Raw genomic sequence first — 19,413 nt, forward strand, 5'->3', positions numbered from 1 at the left:
CATTCAAGTAATTGCTTGAATGTTATAAGGGTGCTAGCATCGTGTCAATGAAAACCGCTGCTATCGATCTCCTCACCGGCCCCGCCGAGTTTGCCCAAATTTTAGGCAGCGCACCCCGCTTGCGCCTGCTCGGCCAGATCGCGCACGGCGAACATGCGGTGGAGCAATTGGTCGAGTTGACGGGCTTGTCCGTGGCCAACACCTCCCAGCATTTGCAGCAGCTGCGGCGCGCCGGTTTCGTGCAGGCCCGGCGCGACGGCAAGCGCGTGCTGTACCGCCTGGGTAGCGGCCCCATCGTGCAGTTGCTGGCTGCGCTGGACGTGTATGCGCAGCACCAGCGCAGCGAATTGCAGGCGCTGAGCCGGGGCGACCATGTGGAAGCCATCTCGGGCGACGAATTGTTCGCGCGCATGCACGAGGCCAGCATCACCGTGCTCGACGTGCGGCCCGCACAGGAGTTTGCCGCCGGCCACTTGCCCGGCGCGATCAATATTCCCCTCGACGACTTGCAGCGCCGCCTGGCGGAATTGCCCATCGACCAGGAGATCGCCGCTTACTGCCGTGGACCGTATTGCGTGCTGTCCGTGCAGGCTGTGGCGGCCCTGCGCCAGCACGGCTTGCCGGCGCGCCGTCTCGACAGCGGCTACGACCACTGGCAGGCGGCGGGCCGGCCTGTCAAGGAAGGGGCCTGATGGCCATTCCCAACAGCAAGCAGGAACTCATCGACGCCATCGACGGCAGCTACGCCAAGCTGCTGCAGGAACTGGCGCAGGTGCCACCCTCTCTGGCGCGGGCGCCCGTGCTGGAAGGCCACGTCAAGGGCACGCGCATGAGCGTGTGCGATCTGCTGGCGTATCTGCTGGGCTGGAATGTGCTGGTCTTGCACTGGCACGCGCAGTTGCGTGACGGGCGACGCATCGAGGACATTGCCTTTCCCGCCGAAGGTTTCACGTGGAACGCTCTGGGAAAACTGGCGCAGCGCTTCTATGCCGACTATGCTGAGCTGGGCATGGACGCCCTGCTGCAGCGCCTGGACGTGGCCAAGAATCAGCTGCTGGCGCTGGTCGAAGCGCACGATGATGCGCAACTGTATGGCCAGCCCTGGTACACGCATTACACGATGGGACGCATGATCCAGTTCAATACGTCGTCGCCGTATGCGAATGCGCGCACGCGCTTGCGGGCCTGGCGCAAGACGCGGTAGTCCGCAACTGAAGCACCCGACAACGGCTTGCACGATTGCATCAGTACGATTGGGCATATTTCAGGCAGGATAGTGGTTTCAAGCGTAACCAATGAAGGAACACCATGCTGACCATCGCCCTCGCCCAGCTCAACCCCACCGTGGGCGACTTCGACGGCAATGTCGCCGCCATCACCGCGCGCATGCAACGCGCCAGCGAGGACGGTGCGGATCTGCTGGTGTGTCCGGAACTGTCGCTGTGCGCCTACTACCCGGGCGACCTGTTCGAGGACGCCGCCTTCCTGCGCGGCCTGCAGCGGGCGCTGGACACCTTGCTGCAGGCCTCCACGCGCTGGCCGGCGCTGGTCACCGTGATCGGCACGGCGCGGCCCAATCCCGGCATCGGCAAGCCCCTGTACAACGCCCTGCTGGCCATCCGCGACGGGCGCATCGTGGCCGAATACTACAAGCAGCTGCTGCCCACCTACGGCATCTTTGACGAGGGCCGGCATTTCGAGCCGGGCCCGCCCGGCGCCTGCACCTTGACCATCGCCGGCTGCAAGGTCGGCTTCATGATTTGCGAGGATGGCTGGAACGACGATGGCCGCGCCTACGCCGTCAACCCTTTCGAGACCCTGCACGCGGCGCGCCCCGACCTGGTGGTCAGCATCAATGCCAGCCCGTCCGACATTGGCAAGCGCGCGCAGCGCCACGCCGTGTTTGGCGCCGCCTGCGCGCGCGTCAACTTGCCCCTGCTGTTCGTCAACCAGGTGGGCGGCCAGGATCAACTCGTATTTGACGGTGCCTCGTTTGCCATGTCGCCGCACCACGGCCTGCAGTTCGAGGCGGCCCGCTTCGTCGAAGATTTTCAATTGCTGCGCTTTGCCGAGGGCCGCTTTACGCGTACCGATGGCGCCGCCTTTCCCGTGCCCGACCCCGCAGGCATCCCCGCCGTGGAATTCGCCCGGCGCCAGATCGTGCTGGGCTTGCGCGACTACGCGCGCCGCTGCCGTTTCACGCAAGTCGTCGTCGGCTGCTCGGGCGGCATTGATTCGGCGCTGACCCTGGCCCTGGCCGTCGAAGCGCTGGGTGCCGATAACGTCGTGGCGATCACCATGCCGTCCGTGTTCTCCAGCGCCGGCTCCGTCACCGATTCCGTGGCCCTGTGCGCCAACCTGGGCATCGCCCTGCACACGCACCCGATCCGCGACATCGTGGCGCAGTACGAGACCGGTTACGCGGCCGCTTTCGACGCCAAGCTGCAAGGGCTGCCGCTGGAAAACCTGCAGGCGCGCGTGCGCGGCACGATACTGATGGAATACTCGAACGCGTTTGGCGCCCTGCTGCTCACCACCGGCAACAAGAGCGAAATCTCGGTGGGCTACTGCACCCTGTATGGCGACACGAACGGCGGCCTGGGACTGATCGGCGACTTGTACAAGACCGAGGTGTTCGCCCTGTCGCGCCATCTCAACGCCAGTGCCGGGCGCGAACTGATTCCCGTCGCCGTGCTCGATAAACCGCCATCGGCGGAACTGGCGCCGGGCCAGCGCGACACGGACAGCTTGCCGCCGTATCCCGTGCTCGATGAAATCTTAAAGTGGCATATCGAAGGGCGCCGCCTGCCGCTGGCGGAGAGCGCGCAGGCGTCGGCCTTTGTCGCACAGCTGCGCCAGCAGGAGGACGGCAAGCAGCTGGTCACGCGCATCCTTGGCATGGTCGCCCGCAATGAATACAAACGGCGCCAAGCGGCGCCCATCATCCGCGTGCGTTCGCGCGCCTTTGGCAGCGGCCGTCAATTGCCGATCGCCGCCCACTACCCCACCGGAGACGACGCATGACACTCGCCTATTCCGCCGACGCGGCCATCCTGATTGGCCGCTTCCAGCCTTTTCATAACGGCCATGCGGGCTTGCTGCAAAAGGCGCTGGCCACCGCCGCCCACGTGGTGGTGGTGCTCGGTTCGGCCTTCCATGCGCGCAGCCCGAAAAATCCATTCACGTGGCAGGAACGCGCCGCCATGATCGCCGCGACCTTGCCCGAGGCGCAGCGCGAGCGCGTGCATTATGTGGCCGTGCGCGACTACTACGATGACGGCCTGTGGGCCGACGCCGTGCGGCATGCCGTGGCGGGCGCCGTGCCGAAGGCGCAGCGCGTGATGCTGGTGGCCTGCTTCAAGGACGCCACCAGCTACTATCTGCACCACTTCCCCCACTGGCAGCTCTTCAATCTGGAGATCGATGCGGGCGCGCCCATCGGCGCCACGGCGATCCGCAACGTGCTGTTCGAGGCCGAGGATGTGGCGGTATCGCTGAGCGCCGTGGCGCAGCTGCTGCCCGTGGCCATCAGCCAGTATGTGAAAGCGTGGACCCTGCTGCCGTGGTACGCGCCGCTGGTGCAGGAATACCGCGCCATCGAAGCGTATAAAGCGCGCTGGCGCGTGGCGCCGTATCCGCCCATCTTCACCACCGTCGACGCGCTGGTGCAGACGGGCGGCCACGTGCTGCTGGTGCGCCGTGGCGGCTATCCGGGCAAGGGATTGTGGGCGCTGCCCGGCGGCTTCCTGGAGCCGCGCGAACGCCTGCTGCAGGGCGCCATCCGCGAACTGGCGGAAGAGACCCAGCTGGGCGTGCTGGCGCCCACCCTGGTCGAGGCGCTGGTCGGCGTGGCCGTGTTCGACCATCCGGACCGCAGCCAGCGCGGGCGCACCATCACGCATGCGCATTATTTTGACTTGAAGACGCGCCAGCTGCCGGCCGTGACGGCGGCCGACGACGCGGCGCTGGCGCAGTGGGTGCCGGTGGCAGCGCTGCCGGCCATGGAAGAGGAATTCTTTGAAGACCACTTCCACATCCTCAACCACTTCCTCAAGCTCACGCACGAGGGGCGCTGAGAGGCGCTGAGGAGCGCCAGGCACGCGCCAGCGCGCCGCTGACGCTCAGGACGTGATGCGCTCCCAGCCATGCCTGACGGCCGCCTTGAAGTCGTCCCAGGCCGATTGCGGATACGTGTGCTCCCAGTTGCTGCGCAGCTCGGGCTCCACCTGCTCCCAGTTTTGCCCCTCGTAGCTGGCGCTGCGCGCCATCGAGTGGCCATAGCGGTAGGCGGGATCGTAGTCCTCGAAGCGCGTGCCGGTGGCTGCGTACTGGCTGCTCCAGTGGCTGCGGTAGTACTGCTCCTCGTCGTAGCTGGTGCCCGGCAGGTTGTCGGCGCCGGGGTAGCGGCGCACGGTGGCGCCCGCGTTCGGGGCCAGGTTCGTCTCCATGCCGGCCGTCGGCATGCCGCCGGCGAACTGCTGCGATGCCGCCGTCTCGTTCAGGTTCCCGGCGTTACCGGCGTAGCTGCCCTGCTGCGATGGCGCGCCCGACTGCATGCTGGCGCCCTGGCGCGGCGTAGTGTCTTGCGGCGGCGCGCTGGCGCCTTGCCAGCCGCCGGCGCGCCAGTGCTCCGCGTGCGCGTCGATATCGATGGGCGCGTAGCGTTCGACGAGGTCGGTGGCGCGCTGGATGTCGGCGTCGCTGGCCTCTGCCAGTGTCAGCACGATATGCCCGCGCCGCACGGCTTCCGCGTACACGTGGCGGTCGGCATGGCTGCCGAACAGGTCGGAAAAGAAATGCTTGATGCTGTCGAGCAGATTGTCGCCGTCGTGGCTGGCCTCCTGCGCCGCCATGCCGTCGCTGCCCGCATCGTGCAGGCGGATGTTGGCGCTGGAAAAGCCAGCGTTGATCAAGTCTTGCCGCGCATGCTCGGCCATGTCGCGCTGCGCGAAAACTGCTGCCAATGTATGTGCCATGATGGTCTCCATTCGATGAACAACGTCCCTGCAGTGTAGGCCGTGCAAATCGAAACGGGCGCGCGTTTGCCCCTTGGAAACCGTTGTCATTTCAACTGTTTGCAGGCTGATATGGCTGTCAGGGCGCCAGGGCGCCACGTGAAACCTCAGTCCGCCGTACCGACGAAGGCGCGCAGGAAGTCGATAAAGGCGCGCACCTTTTCCGGGATATGCTGGGTGTTCGCATACACGGCATACACGCCCTGCTGTGGAAAGACCACGTGCGGCAGCAGATGGCGCAAACGTCCCGCGCGCACCTCGCCTTCCACCTGCCATTGCGGCAGCAGGGCCACGCCGCAGCCGCCCAGGGCAAAGCCCAGCAGGGCCGAGGCGGAGTCGGACTGGATGACGGCGTCGTCCTGCGCGGCGAAGGCGGCCGGGCCATCCTGTGTCTGCACTTCCCAGCGCAGGGGCGACGCCAGGCGGCTGTGCGCCAGCCAGCGTGCGCGCTGCAAGTCGTCCAGGCTGGCGACGCCTTTGCCGGGCAGGCTGGCAAGGTAGGCGGGCGACGCCACGGGCCAGATCGCGTACGGCTCGATCAGCGCGGCGCGGTAGCTCGAATCGTTGAGTGAACCCATGCGGATGGCGACGTCGTAGCGCCCGGCGATCAGGTCTTCATGCGAGGACGACGACGCATGCTGGATCTGCAGCTGCGGGTGGGCGGCCGCAAAGGCGATCAGCGCGGGGACCACGGTGCGGCTGCCGTATTCGACAGTAGTGGTCAGGCGCAGAGTGCCGCGCAAGCCCTGGTGGCCCTGGCGCGCCGTCTCGATGGCGCCATGCGCTTCGCTCAGCACGCGCTGGCAATCCTCATAAAAACGCCGTCCCACGTCCGTCAGCGCCAGGCTGCGCGTGCTGCGCGTCAGCAGCGACACGCCCAGTTCGGCCTCCAGCTGTTTCAAGTTAAAACTCACCACGGCCTTGCTCTGGCCCAGCACGGCGGCGGCCGCCGTCAGTGAACCGGCGTCGACGATGGCGATGAAAATACCTAAACGGTCAAGACTGATCATGGATAAGAATGAGAAGGCATGCGGATGAGGGATGTTTGTCAAAATTACTTTGACAGTGTAATCGGGGCTGGCCCGTTACGCAACTGGCCTGCGGCGCTTAAGCTGGCCGTTTGCCATTCGGAGCACCATGGACTACCGCAAAAAGGTCGCAGCCATCTATCTGCTGGGGTTTTTCGTTGACCTGATCAACATGTTCATCACCAGCGTGGCCTTTCCCGACATCGGCCATGGCTTGCACGCCTCGGTGGCGCAGCTGGGCTGGATCAGCACCGCCTACATCCTCGGGCTGACCATCGTGATTCCCGCCAGCGCCTGGCTGGCTGCCTATTATGGCAGCAAAACCGTGTTCGTGGCCTCGTTGCTAACTTTTTTATTCGCCAGCGTGGGCGCCGGCCTGGCACCGACGATCGAGGCGCTGATCGCCTGGCGCTGCGTGCAGGGCCTGGGCGGCGGGCTGCTGATCCCGCTGGGGCAGAGCATGACGTATCAACTGTACCCGCCTGCGGAGCGCCCGGGCCTGTCGTCCGTCATCATGCTGGTGGGCTTGCTGGCGCCGGCCCTCTCGCCCGCGCTGGGCGGCGTGATTGTCGACAGCCTGTCCTGGCGCTGGATTTTCTACCTGAACGTGCCGTTCGCCGCGCTGGCGCTGCTGCTGGCCGTTTGCTGGCTGCGCCCTGATCCGCCCCGTGCGCACGTCCCGCGGCTCGACGTGGCCGGCCTGCTGGCGGGCTGCGTGGCGATCCTGCTGCTGTTGCTGGGCCTGACCATGCTGGGCACGCCGGGCGATGCCCTGGCGGGCGCCGGCGTGCTGGCGCTGGGTGCCGTCTGCGCCTGGGGCTATGTGCGCGGCGCGCTGCGCAAGTCCACGCCGCTGCTCAACCTGCGCCTGGCCAGCGAACCGCTGCTGCGCATCTCCATGCTGATGTACCTGCTGGTGCCCGGCGTCTTCATGGGCGTGAGCCTGCTGGCCATGCTGTATCTGCAGGGCGTGCTGGGCATGTCCGCCTCGACGGCGGGCGCGCTGATGCTGCCGTGGGCCGTGGCCTCGTTCGGCGCCATCGCGCTGACGGGAAAAACGTATCGCCGCGTGGGACCGAAACCGCTGTTCATCGCTGGTGCGCTGCTGCAGGCGGCAGGCATGCTGATGCTGCTGCGGGTGCAGGCGGCGGATCAGCTGTTCTGGCTGGCCGGCGCCTACGCCGTGATGGGTTTTGGCGGCGGCTTGTGCAGCAGCACGGCACAAAGCACGGCCTTTTTGCGCACGCCCGACAGCCAGCTGAGCCAGGCCAGCGCCGTGTGGAACATCAACCGCCAATTGGGCTTTTGCCTGGGCGTCGCGCTGCTCAGCGTATTGCTCAACAGCCTGCTGGCGGCGCACGGCATGGCTTCGCCGGACGACCCCACCCAGCATGCCCGCGCGGCGCAGGTTTTCCACTGCTGCTTCGCCCTCGCCGCCGCCTCGTGCGTACTGCCCTTGATGCTGTGCTTGCGCATCGACAACCGCGCCGTGCTCAGTCTTTTTTCTTACCCTCAGGAACGCAAAAAATGAACGCTACCAACCCCTATTTTGACGATGTGCTGTCCACCCATGTGCTGATCCGCGAATGGCTCGGCGGCGAGGCCACGGCAGCCGGACATTGCACCGATCTGCTCGCGCGTTTTTCGCCCGCTTTCACGATGATTTCGCCCGGTGGCAAGCAGCTCGATGCCGCCGGTCTGGCGACGTTTTTCCAGGCTGCCGGCGGCAGCCGTCCGGGCTTGCAGATGCATATTGCGGACCTGATGCTGATTCAGGAAAATGCTGCCGGCGCCACAGTGTCCTACCGCGAGTTCCAGTCGCTGCCGGGCGCTGAAAACACGCAGCGATTGTCCACCGTCGTGTATGAAAAAACGCCGCACGGCAAGCTGCTGTGGCGCCATCTGCACGAGACGTGGGTGGTTTTGGCGGCATGATCCTACAAGGTGGCGGCGGGCGCGCCGATGGCCAATGGCGCCGCGGCGGCTAGGCTGAAAGTATTGAGGCGCGCATCGGGAGAGCAGCATGCACAAGCAAAAATCGCAGGCGGGCCAGAACCGCCAGTCGGCCACCGCCACGGAAGAAAAATCCGCTACCGAAAATGATAGTGCCAAGCGCGGCAAGGAGGCGGCCAGCCACACGAAAGCCGGTGCCGGCAAGGGTGCCGGCGGCGGCAAGAAGCAGGGCCGCAAACACTGACGAGAACACTGACGAAACACTGACGCAAGCAGAGCTTAAACGGGCTTGGCCGTCATCAGATAAAACACGATGATGAGGGCGAAGAAGGCGGGCACCCCCAGTGCCGCCCAGATGCGCAGGTAGCGCCAGTACAGCGTGGGCAAGGCCAGGCCGTCGCGCGCGCTGGCGTGCGCCATGTCGCGCATGCGCATTTGCAGCCAGACGACGGGCAGCCAGCAGGCGCCGGCCACCAGGTACAGCACCACGGACCAGACGATCCAGCGGCTGCTCAAGGGATAGCCGGCCAGGTGGGCCAGGTAAAAGCCGCTCAGCGGCTGGAACACCACCGTGGTGGCCGTAAACAGCCAGTCGGCGCGCACCACGTGGCGGCTGACGACGGCGATGGCGCGCACGTCGCGACTCAGGCTGGTGAACAGCATGTAGAAGGCCGAGCCGATGCCGGTGCCGGAAAGCAGGGTCGACGAGACGATGTGCAGCCATTTGATGACCAGGTATTCCATTATTTTTCCTCCAGTTGGTACAGCAGCCACAGGGCCGCCAGTATGGGCAGGTTTTTCGTCAGCGGGCCGTACGGATGCCAGAGGAATTCCGGCAGGCGCACGGCGATCCAGACGGTGTAGAAAAGGATCAGCAGGGCCTGCGCCGGCCACAGCCAGCGCCGCCACGGCGGGCGCAGCGCCAGGGTGGCCATGCCCAGCAGCAGATCAAGCAGGCAGGCGCCCGCCAGCAGCGGCGGCGCCCAGGCGGGCGGCACGCCGCTGCGCGTAAGCAGGCCATAGCTGTCTTCAAGCGGATACACGCCGGCCCAGTCCCATGGCCGCGCGCAGGGCCGCCAGATAGGCCGTCAACGGCAGCGCCTGCGGACCGACGGCGGGCACGCGGCGCGTCTTCTGGCCACCCACGGCGCCGGCGCGCGCAGCAGCGCCACGATGAGGTCGCTCAAGTCATCCACATGCACGGGCTGCACCAGCTGCGGCGCGCGGCCGAAGCGCGGATACACGGGCAGGCTGGCCAGCATGCGGAACAGGCGCGCGCTGGCGCCGTCGTCGCCATACACGAGCGAGGGCTGCACGATGACGGCGCGCAGCGGCAGGCTGGCAAGAAAGTCGTCGGCCGCCTTCTTGCTCAGGTGATACGGCGACACGGCGCCTTCGTCCGCGCCCAGGGCCGACAGCTGGATCACCAGTTGCACCTCGCTCTCGGCGCAGGCGGCGAACAGGGCGCACGGCGTCTGCGTGTGCAGGGCGGCGAAGGTCTGCGCGCCATGCTCGGCGATGATGCCGACGCAGTTGATGACGACGTCGATGCCGGCCAGGCGCGGCAGCCACGCAGCCTTGGCCGTGTCATGCGCAAAATCGGCTTCGACCAGGCGCACGCGCTGCCCGTCGCCGACGTAGGCGTGGCGCCGCGCGTGGTGCACCGTGCACACCAGCTGGAAACCTTCGGCCAGCAGCGCGGTCGAAACATGCGTGCCGATGAATCCACTCGCTCCCGTCAGCAGTATGCGCATCGATGTCCTCCTGATGAGGGTTGGATTCGCCTTTTGCATTTCAGTTCATTGCCGCATCCACCACGGAGACCAACCATGCCAGCCTTGCCCTCTTTTGCCCTCTCTCTGCGTCATGGCGCCCTGTCGGGCAGCCTTGCCTCCCTGCTATCCGCCGCCGCGCTGGCCCTGTGCGGGCGGCGCGAAACGGGCAGCGCATTTGCCGCCGTCAACGTCGTCAGCCACTGGCTGTGGGGCGACCAGGCGGCGCGCCGCGACGACGCCACGCTCAGGCATACCCTGGTCGGCTACGTTATCCACCATTGCAGCGCCATCTTCTGGGGCGTGCTGTTCGAACGCTATGCGGCGCGCATCCTCGATCGGCGGCGCGTGGCGTCCACCGTGGCGGCGGCGGCCGGCGCCACGGCCGTGGCCTGCTTTACCGACTACCAGCTGACGCCGCACCGTTTGCAGCCCGGCTACGAGATGCGCCTGTCGCGCCCTTCGCTGCTGCTGGTGTACGGCGCCTTCGGCATCGGCCTGGCGGCCGGCGCGCTGTGGCTGCGGCGGCGCTGAGCCGCTGTATCGGGCGCTGCACGAGGCACTTTCCTACATGCCGGCCCGCCGCGCGCCTATCTTGCCGGCGGCCGCGCGCCAGTAGCATGGAACTTCATCCACCCACCGAGGAGAAACGCATGCAGGAAAAACACGGCAATACACCGCAGCATCCCGCCGACCAGGGCCGCAACACACGCATGGACAAGAGCGATGTGAACCGGACGCAGGGCGATGCCTACGCCAACCAGGGCGGCGGCAAGCAGGCCAGCGGCAATGCCAACAGCGGCCACTGGGCCAACGACGTCATCACGCCGCAGGGCGGGCCTGACCCGGTGGAACAGGAAAACCTGCGCAACTTGAATCAGCCCGATGACAACGCGCACGTCAAGGGCGCGGCGCAGCGGCCGCAGAGCGAAGCGGGCAAGCTGGCCGACGACCGGCCGGGGCGCAACGAGTCGAAGGACATCCACAGATCACTGAATCAGCACGAGTAGACCGGCGTGCTGCGAACGAGGAGAACACCATGTTTGCACACAACAAGCGACTGCAATACACGGTCAGGGTGGAGCAGCCCAATCCCGGGCTGGCCAACCTGATGCTGGAACAATTCGGCGGCCCGCAGGGCGAGCTGGCCGCCGCCTGCCGCTATTTCACGCAAGCCTTGTCGGAGGACGATCCGGGCCGCAAGGACATGCTGTTCGATATCGCGACAGAAGAACTGAGCCACCTGGAAGTGATCGGCAATATCGTCGTCATGCTCAACAAGGGCGCCAAGGGCCGGCTGGCCGAGGGTGTCGACCAGGCGGGCGAGCTGTATCGCAATATCACGGGGGCGGGCAACGACAGCCACGTGACGCAAGTGCTGTACGGCGGCGGCGCGCCGCTGGTCAATTCGGCCGGCGTGCCGTGGACGGCCGCCTACATCGACACCATCGGCGAACCGACGGCCGACCTGCGCTCGAACATCGCCGCCGAGGCGCGTGCCAAGATCGTCTACGAACGCCTGATCAACCTGACGGATGACCCGGGCGTGAAGGAAGCGCTGGGTTTCCTGATGACGCGCGAAGTGGCGCACCAGAAGTCGTTTGAAAAAGCCCTGTACTCGATCGAGCCGAATTTCCCGCCGGGCAAACTGCCGGGCGACCCGCAGTATGCCGATGTGTATTTCAATATGTCGCAGGGACCGGGCGAGGAACGCGGGCCGTGGAACCAGGGCGGCAAGTGGCAGTATGTGTCCGATCCGCGCCAGCAGATGGCCGTCGACGGCGGCACGGGCGAGGCCGAAGTGAAACTGCCGCAGGACGAATTGGCGACAGTGCAGCAGATGGCGGCGCGCACGGCATCGAATCCCGACGCCGATCCGCTGACGGGTGCCGAACTGGGCATGCGCGCCAACGGCCGCGATGGCAGCACCTCGTCCATGCCCCTGTAGCGCAGCAGGCCGGGCGCCACCAGCGTGAATACGCCCCGAGCGCTGCTGGCCCTGGCCAGGCACTGGTCCTGGCCCCGCGCACTGGGCTTTGCCCTGTGCGGCGGCGCCTCGCTGCTACTGCTGTACGCGTTGGCGGCCCAGCTGGCGCTGCGCAATGTCCATCTGGCGCCGGTCCTGATCGGCGGCGGCATGGCGGCGGCCGCGACGGCGCTGGGAACCGTGCCGGTGCTGCTGTCGCACACCTTTTCGCAGCGCGGCTACGATGCATTTCTTGGCTTCGGCGCCGGCGTGATGCTGGCGGCGACGGCATTTTCCCTCGTGTTGCCGGCCCTGGGCGCGGCGCGCCTGCATGCGGCCACGCCGCTGGCGGCCAGCCTGCTGGTGGCGCTGGCCATGGCGGCGGGCGTCGTGTTGATCATTGCGCTCAACCTGGCCGTGCGCGTGCGCGTGCCAGCCGGCGTGACCGATAGCATCGTGGCCAGCAGCTTGAAACGGGTGTGGATTTTTGTCTTCGCCATCACCTTGCATAACGTGCCCGAGGGATTGGCGATTGGCGTGGGCTATGCCGGCATCGACCTGGACAAGGCCAATGCGCTGGCGGCCGGCATCGCCATCCAGGACGTGCCGGAAGGCTTGGTGGTGGCGCTGGCGCTGCGCAGCGTCGGCTACGGCCGGCGTCTGTCGGTGGCCATGGGCGCCGCCTCCGGCCTGGTCGAGCCGGTGGCGGCGCTGGCGGGCCTGGCCGTGATCGGTCTTTCGTCCGCCTTGCTGCCGTGGGGCTTGGCGGCCGCCGCTGGCGCCATGCTGTTCGTCATCGTGCACGACGCCATTCCCGAGGCGCAGCGCAGCGGCAATGGCGGTGTTTCCAGCACCGCGCTGGTGTGCGGCTTTCTCCTGATGATGGTGCTCGATACGGCGCTCAGCTAAGTGGCGCTAGCTGAGATCGTGCAAATCCTTTTGCAGCGCGGGGCCATGGCTGAAGTGCGAAAAAACCACCTCCAGGCCACCGCGTTCCGGGGTGCAGCACATGGGCCCTGCCAGGTAGCGCGCGGCGACGGGAAATGGCGCCAGGCGCAGCAGCGGCCACAGTTTGCCATCGGTGGAATACTGCACGCGGATCACGCCTTGCGCCACCGTCACGCGCAGCCAGAAACCATCGGGCATGGGCGGCGCCACACTGACGGCCCAGTCGGATTTATCCACCGTCAGCACGGTGCTGAGCAGCAGCTGGCCGTCGGAGAATTCGACGCCGCACTTGATCCAGTTTTCCGCATCGATGCGCACCATCAAACCGGCCTGGTCGTACAGCGATGCGTACTGCGCCGATACCTGCACTTGCGCCGTAAAATCGCCATCGATCTGCGTGCCGAAAAAGTGGCCGCTGTCGCGGATAAAACCGTATGAGGTCTTGCGCCAGAAATCCGTGTTCGCGTCCGTCGTCACGCGCAATTGCGCGCCATCGGCGGACCAGTTTTCAGGTGGATTCAGCCAGCTGCCTTGTGTGAACATCGTCTCTCCTTTTGATCGAAAATACTACATAGTTTGCCCCCATCCCAGCGCCTTGTACAGGGCGATCGCATCGATGTAGGACGCCGTTTCCGCCAGCAGCGCTTCGCGCCGGATATGGTACAGGGCGCGCTGGTTTTCCAGCACCGCCTGGTAGCTGCCGGAACCGCCCGCATAACGCGTGCTGGCGATGCCGAGGGCCGCGTTGCCATGGCGTGCCGATTCCAGCAATGCGGCCAATCGCGTCTGGTTTTCCGCCAGTTGCGTGACGGCGTTTTCCACATCTTCCTGCGCGATCAGCAAGGCCTGTGCATAGCGCGCCAGCGCGCCCTGCGCCTCGGCCTGCGTGCCGCGCAAACGTGCCTTGACGCTGCCCAGGCGGAAGGCCGGATAACTGACGGAGGGCGCCACCTCGAAAGCGCGCGCACCGCCGTCGAACACGCCGCTGCCGCGCAGCGCAAAAAAGCCCAAAAAGCCGCCCAGGCTCAGGCGCGGATACAGGTCCGCCGTGGCGGCCCCCACGTCTTCGCTGGAGGCGGCCAGCAGGCGTTCGGCGCGCACCACGTCGGGCCGCTGTTTGATCAGCTGGTTGACGTCGCCCAGCGGCAGCTGGCCCGCCAGCGGCGCCTGCTGGCGCGGCGTGGTGGCCAGCGCGACGGCCCCTGGCGCTTGGCCGCTCAAGACGTCGAGCCGGTACTGCGCCTGGCGCAAGCCCGCCTGCAGGGGAGGGATGGCAGCCTCGCTGCGCGCCAGGTTGGCCAGCGCGTTATGCCGCTCTTCCGGCAAGCCACCGCCGGCGCGGATGCGCGCGTCGGTCAAGTCCACCGTAGCGCGCCAGCTGCGCACCTGCGCCTGCGTCAGCGCCAGGTTGTGCTGGTAGCCCAGCGCCTCGTAGTAATTGCGCGCCACCTCGGCGGCAATCGTCAGCTGCACTTGCCGCAAATCGGCCTGCGCCGCGTCGGCGCGCGCCTGTGCCGAGCGGCTGATATGCGCGAGGCGGCCGAACAGGTCGATCTCCCATTGCGCATCAAAACCCACGCGCGTGCTGGCGCTGGCGGCGCGGCTGTCTGGCGTGTCTTGCTTGACTGCCCGCTGCCAGCCTGCCTGGCCCGTGACGGCGGGCAGTTCATCGAGGCGGCGCTCGTCGAAAACGGCGCGCGCCGCCAGCAGACTGGCTTGCGCCTGCGCGATATCAAGGTTGTATTCGAGCGCGCTGGCGATCAGCTGCGACAGGCGCGCATCGTCGAAAAACGTCCACCAGTTGGCCTGCGCAGACTGGCTGGCGCCGGGCGCGAATTGCGTGTGCTGCGGGCTGGCCAAATGAATGTCGGGCGTGCCTGGCGTGACGTAGGCGGGGCTGACGGCGCAGCCGGCCAGGATGGGGAAAAGGGCGGCACAAAGGGAGGCTAGATAGCGGTAATTTTTCATACGGATTCCTTCAGCGCCTGCGACAGATCGCGCGCGCGCGGCGTGGCATGGTCGGCCGTGTGGCGGCGGGCCAGAAAGGTGTACACGGTGGGCAGCACGAACAGGGTAAAGAAGGTGCCGATCAACATGCCCGAGACGATCACCACGCCCAGGCCGAAGCGGCTGTTGGCACCGGCGCCCGAGGCGAACAGCAGCGGCACCAGGCCCACCACCATGGCGGCCGTCGTCATCAAAATCGGACGCAAGCGGATCTGCGCCGCCTTGCGGATGGCGCTGATGCGGTCGAGCTGTTCATGCACCTGCAATGCATTGGCAAATTCCACCATCAGGATGCCGTGCTTGCTGATCAAGCCGATCAGGGTCACCAGGCCGATCTGCGTGTAGATATTGACGGTGGCGTAGCCGAGCGCCAGCGGAATCAGCGCGCCGCAGATCGACAGCGGCACCGTGATCAGGATGATCAGCGGGTCCGTCAGGCTTTCATACTGCGCCGCCAGCACCAGGTAGATGACGACGACGGCTGCCAGGAAGGCCAGCAGCAGCGCATTGCCTTCCGTGGCGAACTGGCGCGCGTCCGATTGCCAGTCGTAGCTGAAACCCGGCGGCAGGGTTTTCGCCACGCCATCGAGGAAGGCCACGGCGTCGCCCAGGGTCACGCCCGGCGCCGGCACGCCCTGGAAGGTGGCCGCGTTTTGCTGGTTGAACTGGGTCAGCATGTTCGGCTCGATCTGTTCGCTCACCGACACGACGGCGGACAGGGGCAGCAGGCTGCCATCGTCGGCGCGCACGTACTGCTGCGTCAGGGATTGCGCCGTCAATCGCTGTTCGCGCGGGCTTTGCGCGATGACGTCGTAGGCACGGCCATCCATGCCGAAGCGGTTCAGGTAATTTTCGCCCACCAGCACGGCCAGCGATTCGCCGATGTCCTGCATGCGGATGCCCAGGCTGTTCGCCTTGGAGCGGTCCACTGTTACCTTGACGACGGGGTTGTTGTAATCGAGGTCGCTGTCGACGACGGCAAACAGGCCGCTTGCGCGCGCGCGCTGCTTGACGTCTTCCATGGTGCGGAACAGGGTGGCGTAATCCTGCGCGCTGCGCAAGACCATCTGCACGGGCAAGCCGCCGCTCGATCCCGGCAAGGGCGCCAGCTGGAAGGCGAAGATGCTGGTGCCTTCCACGTCGCCCACGGCATGCTGCAATTCGGCCTGGATGACGGCCGCGTTGCGCGCGCGTTCGGCCCACGGCGTCAGGTTGATGCCGCCGATGCTCGACGCCGGACCTTCACCGCCGTTGATGATCCAGCGGGAGGCCGTTTCCGGCACGTTTTTATAAATTTCATCGAGCTTGTAGGAAAAACGTTCGACGTAATCGAGGTTCGCATGCTGCGGCGCCTTGATGGCCGTCAGCACGCTGGCCTGGTCTTCGGCCGGCGCCAGTTCGCGCTGCGGCAGCAGGTATAAAAACGGCAGGCTGACCATCACCAGCGCGGCGAAACCGGCACTCAGCCAGCGGTGGTGCAGGGAGCGGTCCAGCAGGCGCGCATAGCGGCTGGTGAGACCTTCGAAGAAATGCTCGGCGGCGCGCGCCATGCGTCCTTCCGATTGTTTCGGCTGCAGCAGCAATGAACTCATCACGGGCGACAAGGTCAAGGCCACCACGCCCGACACCACCACGGCGCCGGCCAGGGTCAGCGCGAATTCCTTGAACAGCGCGCCTGTCAGCCCCCCCATCATGCCGATCGGCGCATACACGGCGGCCAGGGTGATGGTCATGGCGATCACGGGGCCGGCCACTTCGCGCGCCCCCACCAGCGCGGCCGCCACGGGCGTCTTGCCTTCCTCGATATGCCGGTGCACGTTTTCCACCACGACGATGGCGTCATCGACCACCAGGCCCACGGCCAGCACCATCGCCAGCAAGGTCAATAAATTGATGCTGAAGCCGAAGGCCAGCATCAGCGCCGCCGCGCCCAGCATCGACAGCGGGATCGTCACGACGGGGATCAGCACCGAGCGCAAGGAGCCCATGCACAGGTAGATGACGATGACGACGATCAGCAGCGCTTCAAGCAAGGTGTGCGCCACCTCGTCGATGGAGGACTGGATGAAGCGCGCCGTCTCGAACGCCAGCTCGACTTTCACGCCCGGCGGCAGGGTTTTCTGGATCTCCGGCAGCAGCTTCTTGATGCCGTCGACGATCACCAAAGGGTTGCCGCCGGGCGTGGGCGACAGGCCCAGGTAAACGGCCGGCACGCCGTCCATGATGCCGCTCGTCTCCGTGGCGGCCGCACCCAGTTCCACCGTGCCCACATCCTTCAGGCGCACGAGCGCCGCGCCGTCATCGCCGGCCTTGCGGACGACCATGTCGCGGAACTGCTCCACGCTGGTCAGATCCGTGTTGACGCTGATGTTGGAGACGACGAACTGCCCTTTGACTTTGCCGGGTGCCGCCTGGTAGTTATTGCGCCGCACGCTATCGGCCACGTCGGCGGCCGTCAATCCCCGCGCCGCCAGTTTCGCCGGGTCGATCCACAGGCGCATGGCCAGCTGCTGGCCGCCGTACACGTCGACTTTCGCCACGCCGTCGATGGTGGCGAACATCGGCTGCACCACGCGCGCCAGGTAGTCCGTCAGTGCGGGCGCGGACACGCCCTCGCTGGCAAAGCCCACATAGGCGACAGCCGAGGAGTCGCCGGCCGAGCGCTCGATGACGGGGTCAAACGCCCCTTCGGGCAGCTTGTAGCGCACCTGGTTGACCTTGGCCATGACTTCCGTCAGCGCCTGGGTGGAGTCGCGGTTCAGCTCCATGCGCACGGTGACCGTGCTGCTGCCCTGCACCGACGACGACGTCAGGTAATCGATGCCTTCCACCGACGATACGGCTTGCGCGATCGGCTGCGTGACAAAGCCCTGCATCAGTTCCGCCGAAGCGCCCGGATACGTGGTTTTCACCGTGATGGTGGACGATTCCAGCATCGGATACTGGCGGATCGGCAGTTGCAGGAGGGCGATCACGCCCAGCATCAGGATCAAGGTGCTGATGACCAGCGCCAGCACGGGGCGGCGTACAAATAAATCCGTGAATTTCATGTTCGTGTGCTCCTTACGAACCGGCCTTGGGCGCGGCGCGTTTCGCCTCGTCCAGGGTGTTGGCCACGGCTTGCACGGCCATGCCGTCGGCCAGTTTCAGCTGGCCCGAGGCGACCACGCGCTGGCCTTCGCGCAAGCCGTCGACAATGGCCACGCGGCCCCCTGCCCGCTCGCCCACTTTGACGCCCACGCGCTTGACGGTGAGCGGCTGTTTTCCTTCCTGCTGCGCGACGAACACCGTGTCGCCATACGCGCTGTAGGTCACGGCCGTTTCCGGCACCGTCAACTGCCGGCCCGCTTGGCGCGCCACGCGCACGTTCGCATACATGCCCGGCCTCAAGGCGCTGCGGGGATTGGTCAGCGCCGCCTGCACCTGCACCATGCGCGAGCGGGCGACCAGCGGGTCGATGGCGTTGATCTTCGCCGTGAAGATGTCATCGGGATAGGCGTCCACCAGCACTTGCACGGCTTGCCCCGGCGCCAGCTTGGCGCTGCTCTGTTCATCGAGGGCGAAGTTCACCAGCAGCGATTTCGTGTCGATCAGACTGGCCACCGTGTCGGCCGCGTGCAGGTACTGGCCCGCATGCACCTTGCGGATGCCCAGTTGCCCGGCGAACGGCGCGCGTATGGTCTTTTGCGCGATCAGCGCCTGCGTCTGGCGCACGTCACCCAGGGCCGCATCGCGCGCGGCCAGCGCGCTATCCAACTGCTCCTGCGTGGCCGCCTTTTCCTTCACCATCTGCGCCGTGCGGGCATGGCTGCTTTCCGCGTTTTTCAGCTGCGCGCGCTGGCGCAGCAGCATTGCCTGTTCTTGGGCGTCGTTCAGCTGTACCAGCACTGCGCCGGCGGCTACCTGCTGGCCCGATTCGAAGCGGATTTGCGTGATGCGTCCGCCCGTTTCGGCCGCCACCTGCACCTGGCGCGATGCTTCCAGTTCGCCCACGCCGGCGAAAAAGCGTTCCTGCGTGCCCAGCACGACGGGCACCAGCGCCACCTTGGTGGCGGGATAGGCGGCGGCATCGGCCGCATGCGAGGCCGCGCGCGGATAGAGCGCGGCACCGGCGATGGCCAGGGTGATGGCCAGCGCGGAGGCGCCGACGAGTTTCGTATGCATGATGAAGTCCTTATTACAGCGGGAAGAAGAGGCGCAGCGGAGGCTGATCAGGTCCGCTGCGCGTTGAAAAGAAAGAACAGACCCAGGGTCCACAGCAGCAGTACCAGGTGCGTCGTCTGCAAGCCTTCCTGCGCGATCCAGTAGCCGAACCACAGGCCGCCCAGGTGCATCAGCAGCAAAAAGGCGGCCATGGCGCACAGGGCCAGGTTCAACCAGGGCAGCGCCTGCGTCAGCGACGCGTCAAAAAACAGCGCCACGCCCGTCCAGGCGGCAATGGCGGCCAGCAGCTGCAAGGCCAGCACCACGCCCAGCGCCAGCCGGTGCAGGGTCAACGAGGTGAGGGCGCGGCGCAGCAGCGGCGTCTGGATGGTCGGGGCCTGGCGCAGCGGGTCCATGCGCATGGTGTTGCCGATGGCCCAGACGGCGCCGTGGAAGGCGTGCAGGTTGTTGATGGCGGCCAGGGTCAGCCAGGTGGCAAGGCCGGTGGCGAGAATGGCGTGAAACAGCCAGATGGAGTGCGTCAGCTGCATGGGAGTCCAGTCGAAGAAAGTGTCTTGCCG

Annotated in this window: 21 protein-coding genes; 11 read left to right on the top strand and 10 right to left on the bottom strand. The window is 66.4% G+C overall.

All coding sequences use genetic code 11. The annotated features are described in order from the left end of the window. Window positions 1-47 precede the first annotated feature (47 nt). From JaAD80_RS04395 to JaAD80_RS04410, 4 genes are all read left to right on the top strand, one after another. Complete coding sequence (locus JaAD80_RS04395; RefSeq protein WP_102293048.1) at window positions 48-692, top strand: metalloregulator ArsR/SmtB family transcription factor; 645 nt, start codon at window positions 48-50, stop codon at window positions 690-692. Beyond that, window positions 692-1,204, top strand: a complete 513-nt coding sequence (locus tag JaAD80_RS04400) for a ClbS/DfsB family four-helix bundle protein (protein ID WP_102293049.1) — start codon at window positions 692-694, stop codon at window positions 1,202-1,204. The genes JaAD80_RS04395 and JaAD80_RS04400 overlap by 1 nt, the downstream gene beginning before the upstream one ends. 104 nt (window positions 1,205-1,308) lie before the next feature. Further along, complete coding sequence (locus JaAD80_RS04405) at window positions 1,309-3,024, top strand: NAD+ synthase (RefSeq protein ID WP_102293050.1); 1,716 nt, start codon at window positions 1,309-1,311, stop codon at window positions 3,022-3,024. Next, a complete protein-coding gene (locus JaAD80_RS04410; RefSeq protein ID WP_102293051.1) occupies window positions 3,021-4,076 on the top strand; it encodes a bifunctional nicotinamide-nucleotide adenylyltransferase/Nudix hydroxylase in 1,056 nt (351 codons plus the stop codon). The genes JaAD80_RS04405 and JaAD80_RS04410 overlap by 4 nt, the downstream gene beginning before the upstream one ends. Before the next feature lie 45 nt (window positions 4,077-4,121). On the opposite strand, the gene JaAD80_RS04415 is transcribed toward JaAD80_RS04410, so the two are convergent. Beyond that, window positions 4,122-4,976: a hypothetical protein gene (locus tag JaAD80_RS04415; RefSeq protein WP_146012251.1), complete on the bottom strand. Its 855-nt coding sequence runs from the start codon at window positions 4,974-4,976 to the stop codon at window positions 4,122-4,124. Window positions 4,977-5,122: 146 nt separating this feature from the next. Beyond that, window positions 5,123-6,025 (bottom strand): LysR family transcriptional regulator, encoded by a 903-nt coding sequence (locus JaAD80_RS04420; protein ID WP_102293053.1) that lies wholly within the window; start codon window positions 6,023-6,025, stop codon window positions 5,123-5,125. Between the two features lie 127 nt (window positions 6,026-6,152). Here JaAD80_RS04420 and JaAD80_RS04425 point away from each other — a divergent pair, with 127 nt between their 5' ends. The 3 genes from JaAD80_RS04425 (at window position 6,153) to JaAD80_RS30550 (ending at window position 8,240) form a co-directional block, all read left to right on the top strand. Next, window positions 6,153-7,574 (top strand): MFS transporter, encoded by a 1,422-nt coding sequence (locus JaAD80_RS04425; protein WP_102293054.1) that lies wholly within the window; start codon window positions 6,153-6,155, stop codon window positions 7,572-7,574. Further along, window positions 7,571-7,978 carry a DUF4440 domain-containing protein gene (locus JaAD80_RS04430; protein ID WP_102293055.1) on the top strand — a complete coding sequence of 136 codons (408 nt, stop codon included), beginning with the start codon at window positions 7,571-7,573 and terminating at the stop codon, window positions 7,976-7,978. Before JaAD80_RS04425 ends, JaAD80_RS04430 begins: the two co-directional genes overlap by 4 nt. An 88-nt stretch (window positions 7,979-8,066) precedes the next feature. Beyond that, the gene (locus JaAD80_RS30550; RefSeq protein ID WP_180979298.1) at window positions 8,067-8,240 is read left to right on the top strand and encodes a hypothetical protein; all 174 of its coding nucleotides are present in this window, start codon (window positions 8,067-8,069) and stop codon (window positions 8,238-8,240) included. 35 nt (window positions 8,241-8,275) lie between these two features. On the opposite strand, the gene JaAD80_RS04435 is transcribed toward JaAD80_RS30550, so the two are convergent. From JaAD80_RS04435 to JaAD80_RS04440, 3 genes are read right to left on the bottom strand one after another with little or no spacing between them, the layout of a single operon-like run. Next, complete coding sequence (locus JaAD80_RS04435; RefSeq protein ID WP_102293056.1) at window positions 8,276-8,740, bottom strand: DUF2269 domain-containing protein; 465 nt, start codon at window positions 8,738-8,740, stop codon at window positions 8,276-8,278. Beyond that, entirely contained in the window at window positions 8,740-9,039 is a 300-nt protein-coding gene (locus JaAD80_RS31335; RefSeq protein WP_258002804.1) for a DoxX-like family protein, read from the bottom strand. The genes JaAD80_RS04435 and JaAD80_RS31335 overlap by 1 nt, the downstream gene beginning before the upstream one ends. 45 nt (window positions 9,040-9,084) lie before the next feature. Then, complete coding sequence (locus JaAD80_RS04440) at window positions 9,085-9,750, bottom strand: NAD-dependent epimerase/dehydratase family protein (protein ID WP_258002805.1); 666 nt, start codon at window positions 9,748-9,750, stop codon at window positions 9,085-9,087. A gap of 75 nt (window positions 9,751-9,825) precedes the next feature. Here JaAD80_RS04440 and JaAD80_RS04445 point away from each other — a divergent pair, with 75 nt between their 5' ends. The 4 genes from JaAD80_RS04445 to JaAD80_RS04460 all read left to right on the top strand — a co-directional run bounded on the left by JaAD80_RS04445 (window position 9,826) and on the right by JaAD80_RS04460 (window position 12,643). Continuing rightward, window positions 9,826-10,302: a hypothetical protein gene (locus JaAD80_RS04445; RefSeq protein WP_102293057.1), complete on the top strand. Its 477-nt coding sequence runs from the start codon at window positions 9,826-9,828 to the stop codon at window positions 10,300-10,302. Between the two features lie 119 nt (window positions 10,303-10,421). Continuing rightward, entirely contained in the window at window positions 10,422-10,778 is a 357-nt protein-coding gene (locus tag JaAD80_RS04450; protein ID WP_102293058.1) for a hypothetical protein, read from the top strand. A gap of 29 nt (window positions 10,779-10,807) precedes the next feature. After that, window positions 10,808-11,716 carry a manganese catalase family protein gene (locus JaAD80_RS04455; protein ID WP_102293059.1) on the top strand — a complete coding sequence of 303 codons (909 nt, stop codon included), beginning with the start codon at window positions 10,808-10,810 and terminating at the stop codon, window positions 11,714-11,716. 24 nt (window positions 11,717-11,740) lie between these two features. Continuing rightward, the gene (locus tag JaAD80_RS04460) at window positions 11,741-12,643 is read left to right on the top strand and encodes a ZIP family metal transporter (RefSeq protein ID WP_102293060.1); all 903 of its coding nucleotides are present in this window, start codon (window positions 11,741-11,743) and stop codon (window positions 12,641-12,643) included. A 6-nt stretch (window positions 12,644-12,649) separates the two neighbouring features. Here JaAD80_RS04460 and JaAD80_RS04465 read toward each other — a convergent pair whose 3' ends face one another. The 5 genes from JaAD80_RS04465 to JaAD80_RS04485 are packed head-to-tail and all read right to left on the bottom strand — an operon-like array spanning window position 12,650 to window position 19,383. Beyond that, a complete protein-coding gene (locus JaAD80_RS04465; RefSeq protein ID WP_102293061.1) occupies window positions 12,650-13,225 on the bottom strand; it encodes a DUF1349 domain-containing protein in 576 nt (191 codons plus the stop codon). Between the two features lie 24 nt (window positions 13,226-13,249). Then, a complete protein-coding gene (locus tag JaAD80_RS04470; RefSeq protein ID WP_102293062.1) occupies window positions 13,250-14,650 on the bottom strand; it encodes an efflux transporter outer membrane subunit in 1,401 nt (466 codons plus the stop codon). After that, window positions 14,647-17,739: a MexW/MexI family multidrug efflux RND transporter permease subunit gene (locus JaAD80_RS04475; RefSeq protein ID WP_102293063.1), complete on the bottom strand. Its 3,093-nt coding sequence runs from the start codon at window positions 17,737-17,739 to the stop codon at window positions 14,647-14,649. Before JaAD80_RS04475 ends, JaAD80_RS04470 begins: the two co-directional genes overlap by 4 nt. Window positions 17,740-17,752: 13 nt before the next feature. Next, on the bottom strand, window positions 17,753-18,853 hold the full coding sequence (locus JaAD80_RS04480) for an efflux RND transporter periplasmic adaptor subunit (protein WP_102293064.1): 1,101 nt from the start codon (window positions 18,851-18,853) through the stop codon (window positions 17,753-17,755). Window positions 18,854-18,900: 47 nt separating this feature from the next. Continuing rightward, the gene (locus JaAD80_RS04485) at window positions 18,901-19,383 is read right to left on the bottom strand and encodes a DUF2165 family protein (protein WP_102293065.1); all 483 of its coding nucleotides are present in this window, start codon (window positions 19,381-19,383) and stop codon (window positions 18,901-18,903) included. Between the last annotated feature and the right edge of the window lie 30 nt (window positions 19,384-19,413).

The organism is Janthinobacterium sp. AD80, from assembly GCF_002878455.1.
GTDB lineage: Bacteria > Pseudomonadota > Gammaproteobacteria > Burkholderiales > Burkholderiaceae_D > Janthinobacterium.

Coding starts and splice junctions, on each gene's coding strand:
- JaAD80_RS04395 (WP_102293048.1), top strand. CDS start 48: ATGAAAACCGCTGCTATCGATCTCCTCACCGGCCCCGCCGAGTTTGCC.
- JaAD80_RS04400 (WP_102293049.1), top strand. CDS start 692: ATGGCCATTCCCAACAGCAAGCAGGAACTCATCGACGCCATCGACGGC.
- JaAD80_RS04405 (WP_102293050.1), top strand. CDS start 1,309: ATGCTGACCATCGCCCTCGCCCAGCTCAACCCCACCGTGGGCGACTTC.
- JaAD80_RS04410 (WP_102293051.1), top strand. CDS start 3,021: ATGACACTCGCCTATTCCGCCGACGCGGCCATCCTGATTGGCCGCTTC.
- JaAD80_RS04415 (WP_146012251.1), bottom strand. CDS start 4,976: ATGGCACATACATTGGCAGCAGTTTTCGCGCAGCGCGACATGGCCGAG.
- JaAD80_RS04420 (WP_102293053.1), bottom strand. CDS start 6,025: ATGATCAGTCTTGACCGTTTAGGTATTTTCATCGCCATCGTCGACGCC.
- JaAD80_RS04425 (WP_102293054.1), top strand. CDS start 6,153: ATGGACTACCGCAAAAAGGTCGCAGCCATCTATCTGCTGGGGTTTTTC.
- JaAD80_RS04430 (WP_102293055.1), top strand. CDS start 7,571: ATGAACGCTACCAACCCCTATTTTGACGATGTGCTGTCCACCCATGTG.
- JaAD80_RS30550 (WP_180979298.1), top strand. CDS start 8,067: ATGCACAAGCAAAAATCGCAGGCGGGCCAGAACCGCCAGTCGGCCACC.
- JaAD80_RS04435 (WP_102293056.1), bottom strand. CDS start 8,740: ATGGAATACCTGGTCATCAAATGGCTGCACATCGTCTCGTCGACCCTG.
- JaAD80_RS04440 (WP_258002805.1), bottom strand. CDS start 9,750: ATGCGCATACTGCTGACGGGAGCGAGTGGATTCATCGGCACGCATGTT.
- JaAD80_RS04445 (WP_102293057.1), top strand. CDS start 9,826: ATGCCAGCCTTGCCCTCTTTTGCCCTCTCTCTGCGTCATGGCGCCCTG.
- JaAD80_RS04450 (WP_102293058.1), top strand. CDS start 10,422: ATGCAGGAAAAACACGGCAATACACCGCAGCATCCCGCCGACCAGGGC.
- JaAD80_RS04455 (WP_102293059.1), top strand. CDS start 10,808: ATGTTTGCACACAACAAGCGACTGCAATACACGGTCAGGGTGGAGCAG.
- JaAD80_RS04465 (WP_102293061.1), bottom strand. CDS start 13,225: ATGTTCACACAAGGCAGCTGGCTGAATCCACCTGAAAACTGGTCCGCC.
- JaAD80_RS04470 (WP_102293062.1), bottom strand. CDS start 14,650: ATGAAAAATTACCGCTATCTAGCCTCCCTTTGTGCCGCCCTTTTCCCC.
- JaAD80_RS04475 (WP_102293063.1), bottom strand. CDS start 17,739: ATGAAATTCACGGATTTATTTGTACGCCGCCCCGTGCTGGCGCTGGTC.
- JaAD80_RS04480 (WP_102293064.1), bottom strand. CDS start 18,853: ATGCATACGAAACTCGTCGGCGCCTCCGCGCTGGCCATCACCCTGGCC.
- JaAD80_RS04485 (WP_102293065.1), bottom strand. CDS start 19,383: ATGCAGCTGACGCACTCCATCTGGCTGTTTCACGCCATTCTCGCCACC.